Below are 19882 nucleotides of genomic sequence, written 5' to 3'. Positions count from 1 at the left end.
ACGTCATGAGCGACACCGAGCCCCTGATCGAGGAGACCCTGGTCCCCGTGGCGATGATCGCCGCCATGGACCGCAACCGGGTGATCGGCGTGGACAACCAGCTGCCCTGGTACCTGCCCGAGGACCTCAGGTTTTTCAAGCGCATGACCCAGGCCAAGCCGCTGGTGATGGGTCGCAAGACCTACCAGTCCATCGGCCGCCCGCTGCCCGGGCGGCTCAACATCGTGGTGACCCGCGACCCTGATTTTTACCAGGACAGCACCCACCGCGACGGCATTCGCGTCTGCCACGACCTGGCCGCTGCCCTGGCCCTGGCCGACCAGCAGGCGACCATCGATGCCGCCGAGGAGATCATGGTGATGGGCGGTGCCCAGATCTACGCCCAGGCGCTGCCCTTTGCCCGCCGCCTCTACCTCACCGAGGTCGACATCGAGGTGGAGGGCGACGCCCGCTTCCCCGAGATCGACCCCGCCGAGTGGGAGGAGGTGCAGCGCATGCCCGGCACCCCCGCCGAGGGGCAGCCCGACTACCACTTCGTGGAGTATCGCCGCCGGGATCCTGTCGGCGCCTGACGACATTTGTCATGTTGAGGGTTCTGGCACAGACTTGTCGGCACTGCCTCGTCATGTAGCGCTTGGAGGAAACCGGTTGTGATCGAGGAACGCTCAAGTCGTCTGCTGGACGCCCTGGAAGGGCGCACCGAGACCCTGCTCGGCCTGCTGCAGGAGGAGCGCCGGCAGCGCCAGGCGCTGACCGGGCGGCTTGCCGAGCTGGAGCGGCGCCTCGCCGAGCTCGAGGCCAACCGCCTGGAGCTGCAGGAGGAGCGCCGCGAGCTGGTGGAAGAGCGCCGCGAGTTGGTGGAAGAGCGCCGCGAGCTGGTGGAAGAAAACCGCGAGCTCGACGAGCAGAACCGCGAGCTCGAGGAGCACAACCGCCACCTGCACGAACGCCTCGCCGGCAATGCCGGCAATGCCGCCGAGGGCGGCTTCCCCCGGCCCCACCGGCGCTCCCAGGGGCTCTCCGCGCTGATTGGCCGCCCGGCGGCGGAGCGCGATGCGTCGGGAAAGCCTCCTGTGGGAGCCCGAGAGGCAGCGCCGCCAACGTCGGAGCCCCCTGAGAGCTCTCTTGTAGGAGCCCGATTTATCGGTGGTCCGACATTTCGGCGATCAGAGCGACCCGAGCCAACGGCAGAATCCACCGAGGCGCCTGCAGGCGCTCGATCTATCGGGCGGGACGAAACACCGGCACCGTCAAGCACATCCGGCACTCCCCAGGAACACGACGCACCGGCGCCACCCCCCTCCCCCCCCCAGGATAGCCTCCCCATCGGCGAGGCCCCCTCGCCCCAGGCGCTGCTCGCCGAGTGGTACCAGCGCTACGGCTCGGCCTTTTTCAAGGGGCACACCCGGCCGCTGCAGGTGGGCATCCACGAGGCGCTGGCCGCCCGCGAGCCCTGGCCCGAGAAGCTGGTGCGCCGGGCCCTGGCCTGCTACGTCAACCTGCCGCGCTACCTCAAGGCGGTGCGCGAGGGGGCCGAGCGCATCGACCTGGCGGGCCAGCCGGCCGGCGTGGTGGACGCCCAGGCCGCCGAGCACGCCCGCAGGAAGCTCGACCGCCTGCAGGCGGACCGCCAGCAGCGCCGGGGCAAGGCCGCCGGGCCGGGCAGGGTGGGGCAGGCAGCCAAGCCCCGCGCTGCCGGCCGCAAGCCCGCCGCGCCGGTTGCCGACAAGGCGCCGGCCGCCAAGCCCGCCCAGGCCGAGGCGCCTGCCGCACCCGCCACCCTGGAAGAGAAGCTCTCGGCCCTGCTGGCCAAGCACAACGGCCGTTGATCCCCGCGTTGGCACCCGCGACTTGTCTTTGCCATATCAGCTGGGCATCATGAATCCGCTCGGCGCCGGCCGCCGGCGTCCCCGCGGGGTTCGCCGGTGATCGGCACGGTCGGCCCGCTCGCGAGAACCGCACGACCGTTTACGCAGGGGAAAGTTCCACGGGAAGGGTGCACGGCGAAGGAAAACAGTGTTTTTTCTTGTTGCGTTCCCCCAACTCCCGGTATAGAGTTCCTCTTGCGAGCATTGGACTATAACAAGGCGATGCCGAGGTCATGCCGCACCCGCTGCCATTTCTTCCCGCGAGGGAATCCGGCAGCCAGGAAAGAAGAGCATGCCCGGCCATGCCGGCTGCAGCGCCCCCACCGGGCAGGCCTGCAGACACGATCGAAACAGACTGCTAGTCAAAGGAACCTTGAAAATGAAAAAGACACTGTTAGCGACTGCTATCGCTGGTGCCATCGCCGCTTCCGGCATGGCCGTCACCAACGCCCAGGCCGCTACCGTTTACGATCAGGACGGCACCAAGCTGGACATCTACGGCCGTATCGCCATGGGCATCCGCGGCGGCGGCCCCGAGTACAACGATGCTGACGAGCTGATCGACAACGGCGAAGAGTTCGTCGACGTCTACTCTCGCCTGGGCCTGAACCTGAGCCATCAGGTCACCTCCGACCTGACCGCCTTCGGTCGCCTGGAGTGGCGTTTCCGCGGTGACGAGCGTTACACCGACTCCGGCTTCACCGAGATCCGCCAGAGCTACCTGGGCCTGCGCAGCGATACCTTCGGTACCGTTCAGGCCGGTAACTTCGACTCCTTCTACAACCAGTTCGTCTCCATCCCGTTCGATGTCTACATCGATCGCGGCCTGGAGTTCGCTGGTCACCCGAAGCAGTCCCGCGGCGACTCCGTGGCCTACATGACCCCGAACCTGGAAGGCTTCCAGGTCGGCCTGCAGGCCAAGCACTACAGCACCCGCGGTGAGCTCGAGCCGAGCGAAGGCTCCACCGTGGCGGCCCAGGGCGCCATGAAGTACGAGATCGACAACCTGCGCCTGGCGCTGGGTGTCGTCGACGACGTCGTCGAGGGCGGCGGCAACGACGAGATCCTCTACGGCGCCACCGTCTCCTACGAGTTCATCCCGGGCTTCAGCGGCCGTCTGGGCTACGAGACTCGCAGCGACAACGACGTCGAAGGCGGCGGCTACGACATCTGGGGCCTGGGTGCTTCCTACTCCGTCAACCAGTGGGCGTTCAACGCCGACATCTACGATGTCAGCCCGGACAACGACGAGAGCCGCACCTCCTGGGCACTGGGTGGCTACTACAACGTCTCCAGCGCCTTCCAGGTCTTCCTGGAGCTGCAGCAGGCTGATCAGCCGTCCATTGACGTCACCCTGGGTGGCGGCGACACCGGTATCGAGACTGCCGACGGCGACGACATGTACTGGCTGACCGGCGCTCGCTACTTCTTCTAAGCGGCATCTTGCCCTTCGAAGCAGCGACACGTTCAAGCAGCACACAGAAGCCGGCCCCTCTGGGGCCGGCTTTCTTTGTAGGCCACGGCCGCGGCGATTGACCGAGACTCCTCTCCTGCTCTCGCTGCGGTTTCCCGTTAGCAGCGGGCCTGCCACCAACGCCGTCCTCCCCCTTGCCTGGCATCCTGGGCTAAGCTGACTTGGGTCAACGACCCATTCGCCAGCCATCAAGGATGAAGCATGACGACCGTACGCCAGGGCCGGCCAGGTCCGGCCGAACTGCAGTGCGAGGGCTGTTCGCTCCAGGGGGCCTGCCTGACTCGCAGCCTGCCGCTGGAGGAGCTCGAGGCCTTCGACGCCATCATCGACCGGCCCCGGCCGCTCAAGCGGGGCGAGGCGCTGGTGCGCCAGGGAGAGTCCTTCACCAGCCTGTTCGTGGTGCGCTCCGGCAGCCTCAAGCAGGTGATCGACGTGGATGGCCGCTACGACCAGGTGGTGCACTTCTACCTGCCCAGCGAGACGGTGGGGCTCGACGCCATCGGCGAGGCGCGCTGCCCGGCCACGGTGCTGGCCCTGGAGCGCACCTTCGTCTGCGAGCTGCCCTTCGCTCCCCTGGAGCGCCTGGCCACGCGGCTGCCGTCCCTGCGCGGCGCGCTCTATCGCTGCATGGGCCGCGAGCTGCGCGGCGACCAGCGCCAGGTCTGCCTGCTCTCCGGGCGCACCGCCGAGCAGCGCCTGGCGGGCTTCCTGCTCGGCCTCTCGGAGCGCTTCCACGCCCGCGGCTGCTCGCGCTACCGCTTCCACCTGGCCATGTCCCGGGCGGATATCGGCAGCCACCTTGGCCTGGCGCTGGAGACGGTCAGCCGGGTGATGGGCCGCTTCCAGCGCCAGGGGCTGGTGGCCATGGCCGGCAGGGAGGTGACCCTGCGCTCGCTTGAGGGACTCACGGCCATCGCCGAGAACGGGCCTCGCTAGCACGGGCCCGTTCGTCGATGCTTCGTGATTGGTGGCATTTCCTGCACGTGGCATGATGAACGCCATGATAACGCCACGGGGAACCTGCCCTTGCCCCATCGGATAAACCTCTCGCTGCGCATGCGGCTGCTGGTCGGCATCGGCCTGGGCTGGCTGGTGCTGGTGGTGGCCCTGTTGGGCTATGGCCATCTCAGCGGCGGCGGCCTCGCCAAGCGCGAGAACCTGCTGCACCTGGAGTACGAGGCGCAGCTGATTGCCGACCAGCTCTCCCGGGAGATCGCCGAGCGCCAGCGGGTGCTGGCACGTCTGGCCGACGATCTGGCCATCGATGACCCCGACCTGGAGGCGCGGCTGCGCGCCCAGCAGCCGCTGCTGGCGCTGTTCGACCGGCTGATGGTGTTCGACGCCGAGGGCCAGCCGGTGGCCGACTGGCCACCCTTCCCCCGGGGCGGGCCCGCCATCGGAGAGCGCGACTACTTCCGCCACGTGCAGGCCTTTAGGCGCCCCCACGTCAGCGAGCCCTACCGGGGCGGCGAGACCGGCATCGACCAGGTGATGGTGATCCAGCCGCTGCTGGACGAGCAGGGCGAGTTCCTAGGGATCCTCGGCGGCAACACCAGCCTGCGCGACGGGGCCTCCTACCTGAACCTGCGTGGGCGCCGCCTGGGCGAGGCGGGCCACGTGGTGCTGGCCACCGCCGACGGCCGGGTGATCAGCCACCCCGACCCGGCCCGGGTGATGCAGCCGGCGCCCGATGCCGCCTCCCTGCCGCTGCTGGACCTGGCGCTGTTCGGCTGGGAGGGCAGCGGCGAGGGACGCCTGTTCGATGGCGAGCCCGGCTTGATGGCCTTTCGCCAGGTGTGGTCGGCCGACTGGGTAGTGGGGGTCTTCCTGCCCCTCGCCCAGGTCCAGGCGCCGCTTCAGCACTATGCCCGCGAGCTGCGCTGGGTGGGGGCCGGCACCGTGGCGCTGATGCTGCCGCTGCTCTGGTGGCTGCTCGGGCTGGGGCTGCGCCCGCTGCATCGCCTGGAGCGGCTGATAGCCCGGGTGGGCCGGGGCGAGCTGGCGCGCATCGAGCTCAAGACCGGCATGGTGGAGCTTGCGCAGGTGGCCGATGCCTTCAACACCCTGGAGGGGCGCCGCCGGGAGGCGCTGACCTCGCTGGAAGCGCGCGAGGCGTTCCTGCGCGCGGTGCTGGCGTCGTCGCCTCTGGGCATGTTCCTGGCCGATACCCGCGGCCAGGTCAGCTACTTCAACCCGGCGCTGGAGCGGCTCTCGGGCCTGCCGCTGGCGGACTATCGCCTGGCCGCCTGGCTGCGCCGGGTCCATCCGGACGACCGCGGTGACTTCGTCGAGGGCTGGCGCGGGGCGCTGTCCGGTGCGGCGGAACTCAAGCAGCGCTACCGCTTCCGTGGCCCGCGGGGCGAGTGGCTGTGGCTCGAGGTGCACGCCAGCCGGGTCACCCTGGCCGGCCGGCCGCTGGGCTTCGTCGGCCTGGTGCAGGACATCACCGAACGCCATGAGCGGGAGCGGCGCCAGCGCTGGGAGGCGGAGCACGACCCGCTCACCGGCTGCCTGAATCGGCGCGGCTTCGAGCGCCGGCTGGCCGTGGCCTGCGAGGCCGGTCGGCGCCGCGACGATGCCGCCCTGGCACTGATCCTGCTCGACCTCGACCACTTCAAGGTCGTCAACGACACGGCCGGCCACCCGGCGGGGGACGAGATGCTGCAGCGGGTCAGCGACCTGCTGCGCGAGGCCGTGCGCGACGAGGACGCAGTGGCCCGCCTGGGCGGCGACGAGTTCGCGATCCTGCTGGGTGCCACCCGGGAGACGGTGGTCCGGGAGGTCGCCGAGCGCCTGCGCACCCGCCTGGCCGAGCTGCGTTTTGCCTACGCCGGGCACACCTTCACCACCTCGGCGAGCCTGGGCGTGGCGCTCCATGAGCCGGACGAGGATGGCCGGGCGCTGATGGAGCGCGCCGACCGCGCCAGCTATCGGGCCAAGCAGGAGGGCCGCAACCGGGTGGTCATGGCCCGGGCGGCCCCCGAGGCGATGTCCCTCGGGGGCGACTGAACGGCCGCAGCGTGCGGGCCGGGCGCCCGGTGTCAGCGGCACTGCCCGTGGACGTCGGCGTTCTGGTCTTGGCCGAGGTGAATCTCCACCTGGTGCTCCCGGACATCGTCGCATAGCGTGATGACCGGGCCGGGCAGCCGGACCCCGTCGAGTCGGGTGATCGGCGGGTGATGCCTGTCGGCACCCGCCTGGCGGATCGTGATGACGTAGGTGGTGCCGTGGAAGCGGTACCGCAGGCGGACATGGGGCCAGTCCGCGGGCAGGCAGGGCGCCAGCGTCAGGGTGTCGCCTGCCCGGTGCAGCCCGAGCAGCGACTCGCTGATCAGGCGATACATCCATCCCGCCGCGCCGGTGTACCAGCTCCAGCCGCCGCGCCCCACGTGGGGCGGCATGGCATAGATGTCCGCCGCCATCACGTAGGGCTCCAGCCGGTATCGCGCCATGCCGGAGGCCGAGCGCGAATGCTGGATGGGATTGAGCATGTCCGTCAGCTGCCAGGCGCGCTCGCGCTGGCCGAGGCGGGCATAGGCCATCGCCGCCCAGATCGCGGCATGGGTGTACTGGCCGCCGTTCTCCCGCACGCCCGGCACATAGCCACGAATATAGCCGGGGCTCGGGCTCGCCTTGTCGAAGGGCGGGGAGAGCAGCTGGACCAGCCGCTGCTCGGGATGCACCAGGTGGGTGAAGACGGCCTCCATCGCCTGCTCGGCGCGTGCTGGCTCGCCGGCACCGGAGAGCACCGCCCAGCTCTGTGAGATCGAGTCGATGCGGCATTCGCTGGCCGTGGCCGTGCCCAGCGGGGTGCCATCATCGAAGTAGGCGCGGCGATACCAGTCGCCGTCCCAGCCGTGGCGGTCCAGGCTGTCGCGCAGCGTGCCCAGGGTGGTCCGGCAGCTCTCGGCCGTGTCGAGATCCCCGTGGCGCCGGGCCAGCCGAGCGAACTCCTCGAGGACCCGGCACAGGAAGAACCCCAGCCAGACGCTTTCGCCGCGGCCCTGGATGCCGACCAGGTTCATCCCGTCGTTCCAGTCCCCCGAGCCCATCAGTGGCAGGCCGTGTTCGCCGAACCGCAGGCCGTGGCGCAGCGCCAGCAGGGCATGCTGGTAGAGGCTGGCGTCGCCGAAGGCATGGCCCGGCAGGTCGTAGTAGGCCTCGTCCTCCTCGCCGACGGCGCGCCCCTCGAGGAAGGGGACGGGGGCGTCGAGCAGGGCGATGTCATCGGTGAAGCGCACGTAGCGGCAGAGCGCCAGCGGCAGCCACAGGTAGTCGTCGGAGCAGCGGGTCCGCACGCCGCGACCCTCGGGGGGGTGCCACCAGTGCTGCACGTCCCCCTCGCGGAACTGGCGACTGGCGCACAGCAGCAGCTGGTCGCGCAGGCGCTCGGGGGCGGCATGCGCCAGGGCCATGCTGTCCTGCAGCTGGTCGCGAAAGCCGAAGGCGCCGCCGGACTGGTAGTAGCCGCTGCGCGCCCAGAGTCGGCAGGCCAGGGTCTGGTAGAGCAGCCAGCCGTTGGCCATCACGTCCAGCGCCGGGTCGGGTGTCTCGATCTGCAGCGCGCCAAGCGTCTCCCGCCAGTGGGCCTGGACGGCCTCGAGGGCCTGGTCGGCCGATCCTGCCAGCCGATAGCGCTGGATCAGTGCCTCGGCCTGGGCACGATCGCGACCCACCCCGAGCCGGAAGATCACCGTCCGGCGCTCGTCTGGCGCCAGGGTGAGCTTGACCTGCAGCGCGGCGCAGGGGTCGAGACCGGCGCCGACCGTGCCGGAGAGATGGCTGCGCTGCAGGGCGGCGGGCTGCTGCAGGCTGCGGTTGCGACCGATGAACTCCTGGCGGTCGCCGCTCAGCGTGCGCGTGGGATCGTCGACATCGAAGAAGGCCACCTGTTCGCCGAGTTCGCGATGGAAGACGTTGCGGGCCAGCAGGGCGCCACTCGCGGGGGCGATCTCGGTGGCCACGTGCATGGCCGTCCTGGCCGGGAGGTCGCCGAGCACCCATTCGACGTAGCCGGTCGCCGAGAGCTGGCGCACCCGCCCCGAGAGGTTGTGCACCTTGAGCACCGAGAACTTGATGCTGGCATCCAGCGCCACGTAGACCCACAGCTGCGACTGGATGCCCTCCTGCTGGCACTCGAACACGCTGTAGCCGAAGCCGTGGCGCACCAGATAGTGGGCGTCGCTGCGCACCGGGAGGGGGGTGGGCGACCAGACCCGGCCGCTCTCCTCGTCGCGCAGGTAGAGCGCTTCGCCGCTGGGGTCGCTGACCGGGTCGTTGTGCCAGGGCGTCAGACGGTTCTCGTGGGCGTTGAGCCACCAGGTGTAGCTGCCACCGCTCTCCGAGATCACGCAGCCGAAGTCGGGGTTGGCGATCACGTTGACCCAGGGGGCGGGGGTGCGGCGGCCGGGGCCGACCCGGATGACGTACTCCCCGCCGTCGGCGCGAAATCCGCCCAGCGGGTTGTTCAGGATCAGTCCTTCAGGGGCGACCGGAGGTCGACTCGACGCGGGCGGGCGGGTGTCCGTCACGTGAAGCGGGGGCGGCCTGGCATCCTGGCGCTGGCGCTGGTCGAGCTGCTCTTCCAGGCTGCCGTGGCGGTCGAGGATGATGGCGCGGGCCACCGCCTGAAACAGCAGGCGATCCTCGCCGGCGATCTGATCCAGCGGGCGCACGAAGATGCCGCCGGGTCGGTCGAGATGGCTGGCGCCGCTGCCCGAGGCGATCAGCCCCAGGATCTGTTCCTGGAGCTGCTGGCGGTAGCCTGCGTACTCCTCGTTCCAGATCACCAGGTCCACGGCGAGGCCCTGCAGGCGCCAGTGGGCATGGGCCTGGACGAGCTGGCGGACCAGCGCGAGGCTGGCGCTGCTGCCGACCCGCAGCAGCACGATGGGCAGGTCCCCGGAGATGGCGTAGCTCCACAGCGCCGATTGCCCGCGGCGGTTGGCGGCGATGATGGCGGGTTCGGCGCGCAGGGCGGGGTGCGCATAGACGACGGCACTGGCCAGGCGCGCATGGAGCTGGGCGTCGGCCTCGCTGGCATCGAGCTGCTCGAGGACCACCTGGCGGTGGGTCCAGGTGAGCTCGAAGACGCGGTCGGCCAGGTGGCGATCCTGGTACTTGGCGATCAGGCACTCGGCGTCGGCCCGCGAGGCCGCCATCCCGGTCACCAGGTCCAGCGTCACGGCATGGTGGGGCTCGACGCCGAAGGCGCGGCGGATGGCAACGATGGGGTCGAGCACCGCGCCGGCCTGGCCGGAGAGCTCCCCGGGGCGGTCCATGGCCAGCGGGGCCGCGGTGTCCCGACAGCGACCGATGAACCCCAGCCGATCCGTTTCGTAGGAGGCCCCCGGGCTTTCGGCGTCACGCACGATCAGCAGCTGGAACATCCATGCCGGACTCTCCTCCGGGGTTCGCGGGCGACGGTGGCAGAGGATCGCGCTGTGGGGCGCGAGGATCTCGGTCTGAACGAACAGGTTGCTGAAGGCGGGGTGCAGGGCATCCGTGGCGGCGGGGGCGATGACCACCTCCGCATAGCTGGTGACCTCGAGCTCGCGACGCTGCTCGGTGTGGTTGGTCAGGCGAATCCGGCGCAGCTCGATGTCATCCTCGGGCGAGACGGCGATCTCGGTGTAGGTCTCCATCTCGCCGCTGCCGATGCGGTCACGTCGACGGTATTCGGCGCGCCCCTCGGCAAAGATCGCCTGATAGTGGCTGCCGGAGTCGCCCATCGGCTGATGGGCGTTGGACCAGACATGGCCGCTCTCGAGGTCGCGCAGGTAGCAGAAGGTACCGTGGTGGTCGCGGGTCGGGTCCTCCCGCCAGCGGGTCACGGCGAGGTCTCGCCAGCGGCTGTAGCCGCCACCGGCATTGGTGACCATGACGTGATAGCGGCCGTTGGAGAGCAGCTGCACCGCCGGGGTGGCGGTATCGGCGCTGTCGAAGAGGCGGATCGGCGGGTCGCTGCGGTAGCTTTCCGTATGCACTTCGGCCAGGCGCGCCACGTGGGTGAACAGCGGGCTGGCCCGGGGGATTCGCTCCTGCAGCAGCAGCAGCACGGCCTGGAAGCGCCGATCCGCGCTGAAGCGGCGCTGCATCGGCTGCTCCAGCAGCCGGTAGGCCAGGGCCAGCAGGCTCATCCCCTGGTGGTGGGCCATGAACGAGCGAACCAGCGTCCTTTGGGAGCCGCGGCGCTGGCGCGAGGGGCTGTAGTCGACCGCCTCGTAGAGCCCGAACTTGCCCATGACCCCCTCCCGTGCCAGGCGCTGCAGGTTGTGGCAGGCCGCGACCGGCGCCACCATCAGCGCCATCGCCGAGGCGTAGGGGGCGATGACCAGGTCCTCCGCCAGGCCGCGCTTCAGGCCCAGGCCCGGGGCGCCGAAGGCGCGATACTGATAGTTGAGCCGGGCATCCACGGCGTTGTAGCCCGACTCGGAAATCCCCCAGGGCACGCCGCGCTGATTGCCATAGTCGATCTGGCGGGCCACGGCCGCGCGACAGGTCTGGTCGAGCAGCGTGTTGGGGTAGGTCGGCATCACCAGCATCGGCATCAGGTATTCGAACATCGAGCCGCTCCAGGAGAGCAGCACCGGCTTGCCGCCGGCGCGGGTCAGCAGCCGACCGAGGCTGAACCAGCTCTCCTTGGGCAGCTGGCCAAGGGCGATGCCCACGAAGCTGCTGAGCCGTGACTCCGAGGCGAGCAGATCGTAGTAGCCGCTGTCGAGGCGCTCCTCGGTGACGTTGTAGCCGATGGCGAGCAGGTGCTTGGTCGGGTCGAACAGGAAGCCATATTCGACCCGGGCGAACGCCACGCAGCGGGCGGCGAGTCCCTCGAGCGCCTCGATGCGCCGCTGGGCTCGCCCCTTGATCTGCTCGATCGCCTCGCTCAGCGGAGCCGCCGGGTCATCCTCCATGGCCTGTCGGGCTGGCGCTGCCGCGACCTCGTCGAGCAGGCTGTCGAGGGAGGCGAGTTCGCGAAGGGTCGGCAGGGGCAGCGTCTCCAGGGCCCTGCCGAGGTCGGCATCGCCATGTCGTGCCGGCTGGCCCAGCCAGGGAACCAGGTCCTCGAGCTCGGCGAGCATGGCCTGGGTCTGGCGATGCAGGCTGAGCGCCCACTGGTGGGCGTCTTCCTCCAGCAGCGGCGACTGGGGCGTGGTGCCGGCCCCGGGTGCCGCCTCCGTGGCGAGCGGCAGCGTTGCCTCGACCAGCCGGGCGCCGGCTTCGGTCATCCGGGCCAGCGCCCGGTGCCAGGTCGCGAGGCTGTCCTGAGGCGTCGGGGCATGGGACTCCAGCGCCTGCCGATATGCCTCCAGCGGCATCCTCGCGGCGCTCCCGCCACACTCCTCGATCAGTGCCAGGGTATCGCGCAGCCCTTGCCAGCAGCGCGCTGGCAGGAGCGGCGCCTCCGCCACCTCGAGCAGGCCCCGGCTCAGGGTCAGCAGGTGGCCCGACAGGTTGCCGCTGTCGACACTCGAGACATAGTGCGGGGGCAGCGGCTGCAGGGTCTGGGTGTCGTACCAGTTGAAGAAATGACCGCGGTAGCGAGGCAGGATGGCGAGCGTACCGAGGGTCTGTTCGCTGCGCGTGATCAGGCCCGCGGCGCCGAGATAGCCGAAATCATGGGCTGCCAGGTTGGCCAGCAGCGCCATCCCGATGTTGGTCGGCGAGGTGCGATGGGCCACGGTGATCTGGCGGTACGCCTGGACGTTGTCGGGGGGCAGCCAGTGATCCTCTGCGGTCATCGTCGCTTCGAAGTACGCCCAGGTGCGTCGGGACAGGCGCTGAAGAAACCGGGTCTGCTCGGCATTCAGCTGCGATGGACGCGGCCGCTGTGGACGGCTCAGCCACCAGGCCAGCCCCGGGGAGACGCCCCACAGCACCAGCAAGGGGGCCGCCGCGAGCAGCGCCATGGGCTGGGTCAGGGCCATCACCAGGGCCACGCCGCCGGCCAGGGCCGGGGCGGGCCACATCTGCCCGAGCATGCCACCCAGGCCCTCGAGGTCGTCGCGTGGAGCGCCCGTGCGGCAGGCGCTCGACGGCACCCACTCCAGCAGGCGCCGGTGGCTGACATGCCGGCGCCACAGGGTGCGCAGGATGGCGTCCAGATGGATGTAGGCCTCGAAGGGCAGGCAGCTGAGCTGGAAGACGAGCTGGCTCGTGCGCCCGACCAGGTCGCGTGACGTGCAGGCCAGGTGCTGACCCAGCGGGCGCTCGTCGGGCTTGCTCGCCAGCTCGCGCAGGACGTCACCGACCATCGGTATCAGCAGCAGCGCGACGGCGCCGAGGGTCCAGACCCAGGCGGTCTCGGGCCGGGTCCATCCCACCAGCAGCAGCGCCGTCAGCGCGACGGGGAAGAGGCTGCGTCGCAGGTTGTCCAGCAGCTTCCAGCGGGACAGCAGGGGCAGGGCGCTGCCGGCCCGGCTGCCCGGCGCGGTGTCGGCCGTGGGGGGATGCCGGCCCAGCCAGCCGGTGAGCTGCCAGTCGCCGCGTATCCAGCGCTGGCGGCGCTGGATGTCGTCCAGGTAGTGGCTGGGATGATCCTCATAGAGAAGGATATCGCTGACCAGCCCGGAGCGGGCATGGCAGCCCTCCAGCAGGTCATGGCTGAGGATGAGGTTCTCGGGAAAGCGCGTGCCGATCGCCCGCTCGAAGGCATCGATATCGTAGATGCCCTTGCCGATATAGGAGCCCTCGTCGAACAGGTCCTGATAGAGATCGGAGATGGCCCGCGTGTACGGGTCGATGCCCGCTTCCCCGCCGAACAGCCGCGCATAGCGCGAGCGGTTGGCGCCTTCCAGGCTGGCCGCGACGCTGGGCTGAAGAATGCCGTGGCCATCGATGACCCGGTCCGTCAGGGGGGCATGGCGGGGGCGGTTGAGCGGATGGGCCATGGCGCTGACCAGCTGGCGAGCGGCATCGCGGGGGAGCTGGGTGTCGCTGTCCAGCGTGATCACGTAGACGACGTCCGACAGCGGCGAGAGATCCCCGACGACCCGCGTGAAGCGCTGTCGCCCCTGCGGCTCCGGCCTGCCACGCAGCAGGGCGTTGAGGTCGGAGAGCTTGCCGCGCTTGCGCTCATGGCCCATCCAGCAGCGCTCCTGGGCGTTCCAGCAGCGCGGACGGTGGAAGAGATAGAATGGCGTGCCGTCACCGCCCAGGTCGCGCCAGTGTTCCGCATAGCTTGCGTTCAGCCGCGTGATGCCGTCGTGCACCCGCGCCAGCAGGGCATCGTCATCGGGTCGCGTGGCCTGCTGGGCATCGCCGAAGTCGGTCAGCAGGGCACTATGCAGGCGAGCATCCTGGTTGGCCAGGAAGCGCACCTCGAGGGATTCCAGCAGGGAGTCGATGCCGGCGGGATCGGTCAGCAGGGTCGGCGTGACGACCAGCGTCCGAGACGCCGCGGGGATGCCGTCCTTGACCTCCATGCGCGGTAGCGTGCGCGGTGTCACCATGAGTGTCGCCAGCCGGTTGACCAGCGATACCGCGGTCTGGCTGCTGACCAGCAGCGACAGGACCGCGACGCTCAACATCCAGCCCAGGGGCGCCGGGTCAGTGAGTCGCGACCCGGCGGCAATCAGCAGGGTGGCGCCGATCAGCAGCGTGAGGCCCGCGATACCGCCCAGGTAGAGGGGCAGGGCTCGCCGCCGCAGGACGATGCCCAGGCGCTGCCGCGGTGAGCAGCTGACCCTGGCCTCCCGGCGCAGGTCGGCCAGCCCGTCGCCGATCAGGTAGTAGCCGACGTGTCGAGCACGCTCGGGGTCGGCATGTCCCCGCGGGGGCGAGCCGGCGAGTTCCACGGCGAGGACCGCCACCTCGCGTTCGCTGAGCGGTGATCGGCTGGCCAGGGCTTCCACCACATGGCGGTAGCGGTCGCGGGTGGCAAAGTCCATGCGCGGGTAGATGCCGCCGGGGTCCTCCTGCAAGGCGAGCTCGACGGCGCTTTGCGACTCCACGAACGCCTGCCAGTCGATGGCGCCGATGGTGCGGAGGCTGCCGATGTTGTTGCTCACCGATACCTGGTCGGATGCCTGCTGCTGGTTGGCGATCAGGATGTGCTGCTCGATACTGGCGCCCGAGTCGGAGAGCCGCTGCTCGACCCATGAGAGCGGCAGCGAGAGGGCAGGACCGCGCCCCTTCAGGCGTCGCGACAGCACGGCCACGAATTCGCTGCTCATCAGCGGCTTCGAGCGGGCCATGTCGGCGACCTGCAGGATCAGGTTCTGGGGGTCGCCTTCGGCGGTCGCGACCATGCGCTCAGCCCAGGCCTCGGCCAGTTGGCGTTCGCTCAGTACTGCGTCGAGACGGTCGGCCACCTGGCGCAGGTTCTCGATCAGCGCCAGGCGAAGCATGATGGGGATGGCCCACAGTTCGCCCAGCGTCAGGGTGATGTGGCGCTGATAGGCGGTCACGAAGCGACTCAGGCTGTCGAAGGCCAGATGGCCGTCGCTGTGGGCGATGGCTTCCATGGCGATGTCGTAGACCCGCGGTCGCCCCGCGGAGGGGCCGGCCAGGAGCCTCGGAAGCGCCTTGCTGTAGCCAGGCGGCAGGTGCCGCTTGGCGGTCAGCATCTGCTCCTCGAGCAGGTGAAAGTTGTCCAGCAGCCCCTCGCCCGCTGGCGCAATGCGCTGCTCCTCGGCCACGGCGGTGGTCAACCGGTTGCAGCTGCCGACCAGGGCCTGTTCGTTGTCGCGCAGGCGGGGCAGCAGCAGGTCGGGCGCGTAGCCGGTGGCGAGTTGATGGCTCTTGGCCAGCCACTCGCCGTGCGCTTCCATCTGGGCGGCACTGAACAACTCCGCGCGGGGCGGAGCGGCGGTCTCGCCGTGGGACGCCGAGGGGCGTCTGGCGAGGCGCCATTGTCCGAGGTGATTGAGCCGCTGGCGGCAGGCGGTGAAGAGAGTCAAGGCGAGCGCCCTGGGTCAGCCCAGGACCGACAGAACGGCCAGCATGATCACCACGGCCCCGATGACCCATAAGATATTTTTCATAGAAACTCCATTCGTCATCGGCGACCGAAATCCAGAGCGATGTCGGTGGGTCTGATGACCATTGGATACTAGGCGGACAGGCGCTTGGCGTCGGTGCGCTAGCGGACATACCCGAGGCTGGTCGGCTCGCCGGGGAGGGCTGGACGGGCGGCGGCGATTACCATGCCTGTCTAGGCTGGGCCGAGGCGCGGACAGGCACCGCGGGGATTGCCTAGGCTGGGCCGAGGCGCGGACAGGCACCGCGGGGATTGCGCGGGGACCTGATGGGGGCGTTGCTGGGGGCGGGGTCCGTCCCGGGGACGTGCGGGACGATGAGGCCGGGCTAACCTGCTGAATCCTTTGGCGCCCCCTTCAGGATTCGAACCTGAGACCTTCCCCTTAGGAGGGGGACGCTCTATCCAGCTGAGCTAAGGGGGCGACGCGGAGCGCATTATAGTCAATTGAAATATAGAGTAAAAAACTTTTCTCTGAATCTGGCTCGTTGTGGATATCTGCTCTAGTCTTACCAAATCTAGGGGGCGGACTAGGGGGCGAAAAGATGGCTGTGAGCCAGAGGTCGAAACCGATTACCACACCTGCAGAGGTCGCGGCGTTCAGGCCTCCGGAAGGAAGGAGCAAGGCCAGGTGCCTGGTCCGGTCGAAGCATGGCAGTGGCTTGGCACTAGAGGCGCGGGCCGACCGAGAGACCAAGAGCTGGCTCTACCGCTTCAACATCGGTGGCAAGCAGTTTGAGATGACCTTGGGCTCGTCCCCGGCAATGGGGCTCCGCGCTGCGCGCAATGCCCATGGCGAAGCTGCCACGCTGGTGGCGAAGGGAATTGATCCTCGCAAGCACCGCAAGGCAGAGAAGGCCCGGAATATCTCTGCTTGGACGATGGACCAGGCTTTCGAGCTTTGGATCGAGTTCTACGCGAATTCATCGGGACGTCGTGGCAGCGTTCCGACCCCTCGGACAGTGACGAAGCAGAGAGGTCGCTGGCGGGTGCATCTCCAGGAAGCTCTGGGAGGAGCATATGTTCGTGACATCACTCGTCGAGACCTGATCGATGTTCTTGAGCGAACCGCTCTCAGTGCAAGAGAGGAGGCGCGGCAGTGCCTGACTCTGCTGCGTTACCTGTTCGATTACTGTGAGAGTCGGGAACAGACTGTCGAAAACCCTGTTGTCGGAATCGAGCCTGCCAAAGTCCGGGCAAGACCGAGCCGCCCACGAGAGCGCCACCTGACGCTGCCCGAGCTCCGAGAGCTATGGAAGGTTGCTGATGGGGGACGCGAGACCACTGACGGGCTGCCAAGGTCCAAAAGTGCCATGTCGAAACCTGTGTCCAATGCGATCAAGATGCTGATCCTCACTGGTGCTCGACGTGCTGAGGTGGCTGGCATGCGTTGGGAAGAGGTGGCCAACGACACCTGGACCATTCCTGCTGGACGTATGAAGGGCGGCCAAGCGCACCGGGTGCACCTCTCGAACGAGGCTCGAGAAATCCTGAAGCAACAACGGAAACTGTCTTCGTCAGAGTATATCTTCGAGTCGAGCCGTGAAGCAGGTAGGCCTATTCATCCTGACAGTATCACTACGGCTGTAGCTCGCTTGCAGGGCAGAGAGCGTAAGGAGCAAGACCCTGACGCGCCGCTCCATCACCTGGAGCACTTCACGACGCATGATCTGCGACGCAGTGTGGCGACCCTGTGGACCGAGGCCTTTCTGGCTGATCCTATTCTTGTCGACGCAATGCTCGCCCATATGCCGCCTAAGCTGATAGGAACTTACAACAAGGGCAAGCGCTACAAAATACAGGTAGACATTTGGGACCGCTGGGGGAGCTTCGTTGCTACCGGTTGCCAAGAGGGTCTCAATGCCCCTCCCTCGACGTCTGCATGAGTGACATCCCCTGGTCGGCTGAGTAGGCTCTAAGAATAACGAGTCACAGCGCTCCACCAGAGCCAGCACGCAGGGAGCACGCACCGCATGGCCTTCGACCAGTCCTACTGCATGGACACCCTCACCGCTGCGACCCGGCCTGATGCCGACAGCGGTGAGTTCATCTACGCCTTTCTCGACGCCTACGGCTTCCCCAAGGCCACCATCACCCAAGTCCGCAACGGCGGGCAGCGCAACGTCGCCAGCCGCAAGGACGAGGGGCACGTGGCGCTGAAGAACTGGCTCTACTTCATGCCGGTGCGCCAGGGGGAGAGCATCTACGAGGCGTTTCAGGTGCTGGCCGACGAGGATGAGCCCGCCCGTCACAAGTGCCGCTTCCTGGTGGTGACGGATTTCCGCGAGCTTACGGCGCTAGACACCAAGACCGATGAGCACCTGGAGGTGGGGTTCGGTGAGCTGGCCACCCAATACCTTTTCTTCGCCCCGATGGCGGGCCTGGAGCGCACCAAGCACTTCGAGGAGGCGTCTGCTGACCTGAAGGCGGCGGCCAAAATGGGGCGGCTGTTCGACCGTTTGAAAGAGGTCGATGAGTTCAGCACGCCGGAGCCGCTGCACAGCCGTGATGGGGGCTCCTATTGGCCCCGCGAGTGGTTCGCCGTCAAGTTGCATACGGTGAGGGAGGTTGTGAGTCGAATCGTGGACGTGACTATTGCGCAGTATCGGATGGACAACACTACAGGAAGATTAGTGAAAAGTAGTATGTGGCTATATGCCAAGCATTTTTTATGAAGTGGTTTGCGAGGTGATTAATATAGTGAGCCTACGGGAAGGGGTGAAAATCACCGACTACTTTCTGCTTGGTGCAATGTCTTTTGCAAAAAATTTGATCAGGGTAATTCTGGTGACGAGTTGGGGGTTTGTTAAGCTTTAGAGGATAGATGCTTTGATAGAATACGAAAGTAAATTTAAAGAGCATGGAGTGAGTGCCCAAGAGGCTTCTATTATTATCCAAAAAGCAGGTGAATTAGTAGATGAGAGAATCACATACAACAAGTTCTGGGAGGGGGTGGACTTAATAACAGCCGGCCATCCATCGGAAGAAAGGGATTGTATAGAAGATATTGCCTTGAGTGTAATCCGGGAAAAAAGGGAGGAAAAGCGTTTTAAAGAAGAGAGCGGGCTGCTCTTTAGGATCTCTCAGCAAGATGTGCTATGGGCTATCAGTGTTTGTAGGAAGTGTGCGGGCTTGGGAGAGATATTAAAATATCGCCATGTTGATGGGGGTGTTTGTTATAACTGTCATGGTAGTGGGTTTCTCATAGAAAATAGTCCGCTTTCCCTATTTCCTAATTCGGAATTTCCTGCAGTAAAGAATCCTCCTATGGAAGCGGATTTAAATCCTTACCACCAGGTTATTGAATGTCACTTTAGAGCCAGGCCAGAAAAGTCAAGATGGAAAGGGCCTTGGGATTATTGCGAAGGAGTATATAATGGTAGGGATCAAATATGTAAGTCTAGAAACATCACTTATGGCAATCAAAAGGTAAAAGCCATCTTGGCAGTCTGTTCAAGTAAAAATGATTGTTGATTTTATGGAGCTTGAGCTATAAAAACAGAGTCCCTGTGTGTAGGGCTGATAGCCAGGGTTTGTTAAATAATCATTTTAGGGGGAATTGGTTGAATAAGTAAATGAAGTGCCAGCAGTGTCAAGGGTCAGGGCTATTGCATTGGGTTTTTTCCGAAAACTCGAATTTGCTAATGTCACTTATGCCGCAGCAGCATAGGTGACCCATGGCAGGACGCTATGAGATCTCCGAGAACGGCTGGGCCCTCATCGAGGACATCGTGTCTCCGCCGCAGAGGACGGGGCGCCCCCGCCGTGATGACCGCCAGGTATTGAACGGCATCTTCTGGATTCTCTGTTCGGGCGCCAAGTGGCGAGATCTACCCGCGCGCTACGGCCCCTGGAAGACGGTTTATGATCGTTTTCGTCAGTGGCCCGATGATGGAACCTTCGAGGCTGTCCTGGCTCGTCTCCAGCTCCGCTTGAGAGAGGATGGCTTGATGGACCTGGACACCTGGATGATCGATTCGGCGTCGATCCGCGCCACCCGGGCCGCCTCTGGAGGCGGCAAAAAGGGGGCACCAAGAACCCGTAGACCATGCCCTGGGCCGCAGCCGCGGCGGTCTGACCACCAAGATCCACATGGTCTGTGACCGGAATGGTTGGTCGCTGACGTTCATCTTGTCACCCGAGCAAGACTCGGATACTCGTCACTTCATCTCCACCATGGAGCACGTTCATCTGCCTGGGGCCAAGGGTCGGGCCCGCAAGCGCTGCCGCTTCATCTTGGCAGACAAGGACTATGATCGTGATCCGCTTCGCCGCTACTGCGATCGGCAACGCATGAAGCCGATCATTGCTCGGCGCAAGATGAAGCGAAAGCCGCGCCCGGGCGCCCCGAGGGGCTTTGACAAGCCCCGCCATCGAGATCGAAACATCATCGAGCGCTGTTTCGGCTGGATCAAGGAGCTGCGGATGGTCTGCACGCGATATGAAAAGTTGGCCAGCAGCTTCAAAGCGATGGTATGCCTGGCCTGCATAGATCGCTGTCTACATGCCGAATTTCCAGACAGAACCTAGGGTCACCTATGCAACCGTAGCATAGGTGGCATT

General features: G+C 66.8%; 10 protein-coding genes and 1 tRNA gene. 9 read left to right on the top strand and 2 right to left on the bottom strand.

Annotation, left to right across the window (positions count from 1 at the left end; all coding sequences use genetic code 11):
- Positions 1-5 precede the first annotated feature (5 nt).
- From NFC98_RS13355 to NFC98_RS13335, 5 genes are all read left to right on the top strand, one after another.
- Positions 6-572, top strand: a complete 567-nt coding sequence (locus NFC98_RS13355) for a dihydrofolate reductase (protein WP_254275422.1) — start codon at positions 6-8, stop codon at positions 570-572.
- A gap of 78 nt (positions 573-650) precedes the next feature.
- The gene (locus NFC98_RS13350) at positions 651-1829 is read left to right on the top strand and encodes a ProQ/FINO family protein (protein ID WP_254275421.1); all 1179 of its coding nucleotides are present in this window, start codon (positions 651-653) and stop codon (positions 1827-1829) included.
- 418 nt (positions 1830-2247) lie between these two features.
- Entirely contained in the window at positions 2248-3303 is a 1056-nt protein-coding gene (locus tag NFC98_RS13345; protein ID WP_254275420.1) for a porin, read from the top strand.
- Positions 3304-3543: 240 nt separating this feature from the next.
- Complete coding sequence (locus NFC98_RS13340) at positions 3544-4278, top strand: helix-turn-helix domain-containing protein (protein ID WP_254275419.1); 735 nt, start codon at positions 3544-3546, stop codon at positions 4276-4278.
- Between the two features lie 90 nt (positions 4279-4368).
- Positions 4369-6351: a diguanylate cyclase gene (locus tag NFC98_RS13335; protein ID WP_254275418.1), complete on the top strand. Its 1983-nt coding sequence runs from the start codon at positions 4369-4371 to the stop codon at positions 6349-6351.
- Between the two features lie 32 nt (positions 6352-6383).
- On the opposite strand, the gene NFC98_RS13330 is transcribed toward NFC98_RS13335, so the two are convergent.
- Positions 6384-15113: a glucoamylase family protein gene (locus NFC98_RS13330; RefSeq protein ID WP_254275417.1), complete on the bottom strand. Its 8730-nt coding sequence runs from the start codon at positions 15111-15113 to the stop codon at positions 6384-6386.
- A 553-nt stretch (positions 15114-15666) separates the two neighbouring features.
- A tRNA-Arg gene (locus NFC98_RS13325) sits at positions 15667-15743 on the bottom strand.
- 121 nt (positions 15744-15864) lie between these two features.
- Between NFC98_RS13325 and NFC98_RS13320 the strand changes: the two genes are divergently transcribed.
- The 4 genes from NFC98_RS13320 to NFC98_RS13305 all read left to right on the top strand — a co-directional run bounded on the left by NFC98_RS13320 (position 15865) and on the right by NFC98_RS13305 (position 19849).
- Positions 15865-17205: a site-specific integrase gene (locus tag NFC98_RS13320; RefSeq protein ID WP_302055064.1), complete on the top strand. Its 1341-nt coding sequence runs from the start codon at positions 15865-15867 to the stop codon at positions 17203-17205.
- 87 nt (positions 17206-17292) lie between these two features.
- Positions 17293-17994, top strand: a complete 702-nt coding sequence (locus tag NFC98_RS13315; RefSeq protein WP_254275415.1) for a type IIL restriction-modification enzyme MmeI — start codon at positions 17293-17295, stop codon at positions 17992-17994.
- A gap of 154 nt (positions 17995-18148) precedes the next feature.
- Positions 18149-18793: a hypothetical protein gene (locus NFC98_RS13310; RefSeq protein ID WP_254275414.1), complete on the top strand. Its 645-nt coding sequence runs from the start codon at positions 18149-18151 to the stop codon at positions 18791-18793.
- A gap of 203 nt (positions 18794-18996) precedes the next feature.
- Positions 18997-19849, top strand: a protein-coding gene (locus NFC98_RS13305; protein ID WP_254275413.1) for an IS5 family transposase whose coding sequence is annotated in 2 segments (ribosomal slippage) — positions 18997-19355 and positions 19354-19849 — 855 coding nt in all. Because the reading frame shifts where the segments join, the coding sequence is not laid out codon by codon here.
- The last annotated feature ends 33 nt before the right edge of the window (positions 19850-19882 follow it).

Source organism: Halomonas sp. 3H (assembly GCF_024206005.1).
Lineage (GTDB): Bacteria > Pseudomonadota > Gammaproteobacteria > Pseudomonadales > Halomonadaceae > Halomonas > Halomonas campaniensis.
Note: the sequence above shows the minus strand (reverse complement) of the source record. Positions and strands in the feature narration are given on the sequence as shown.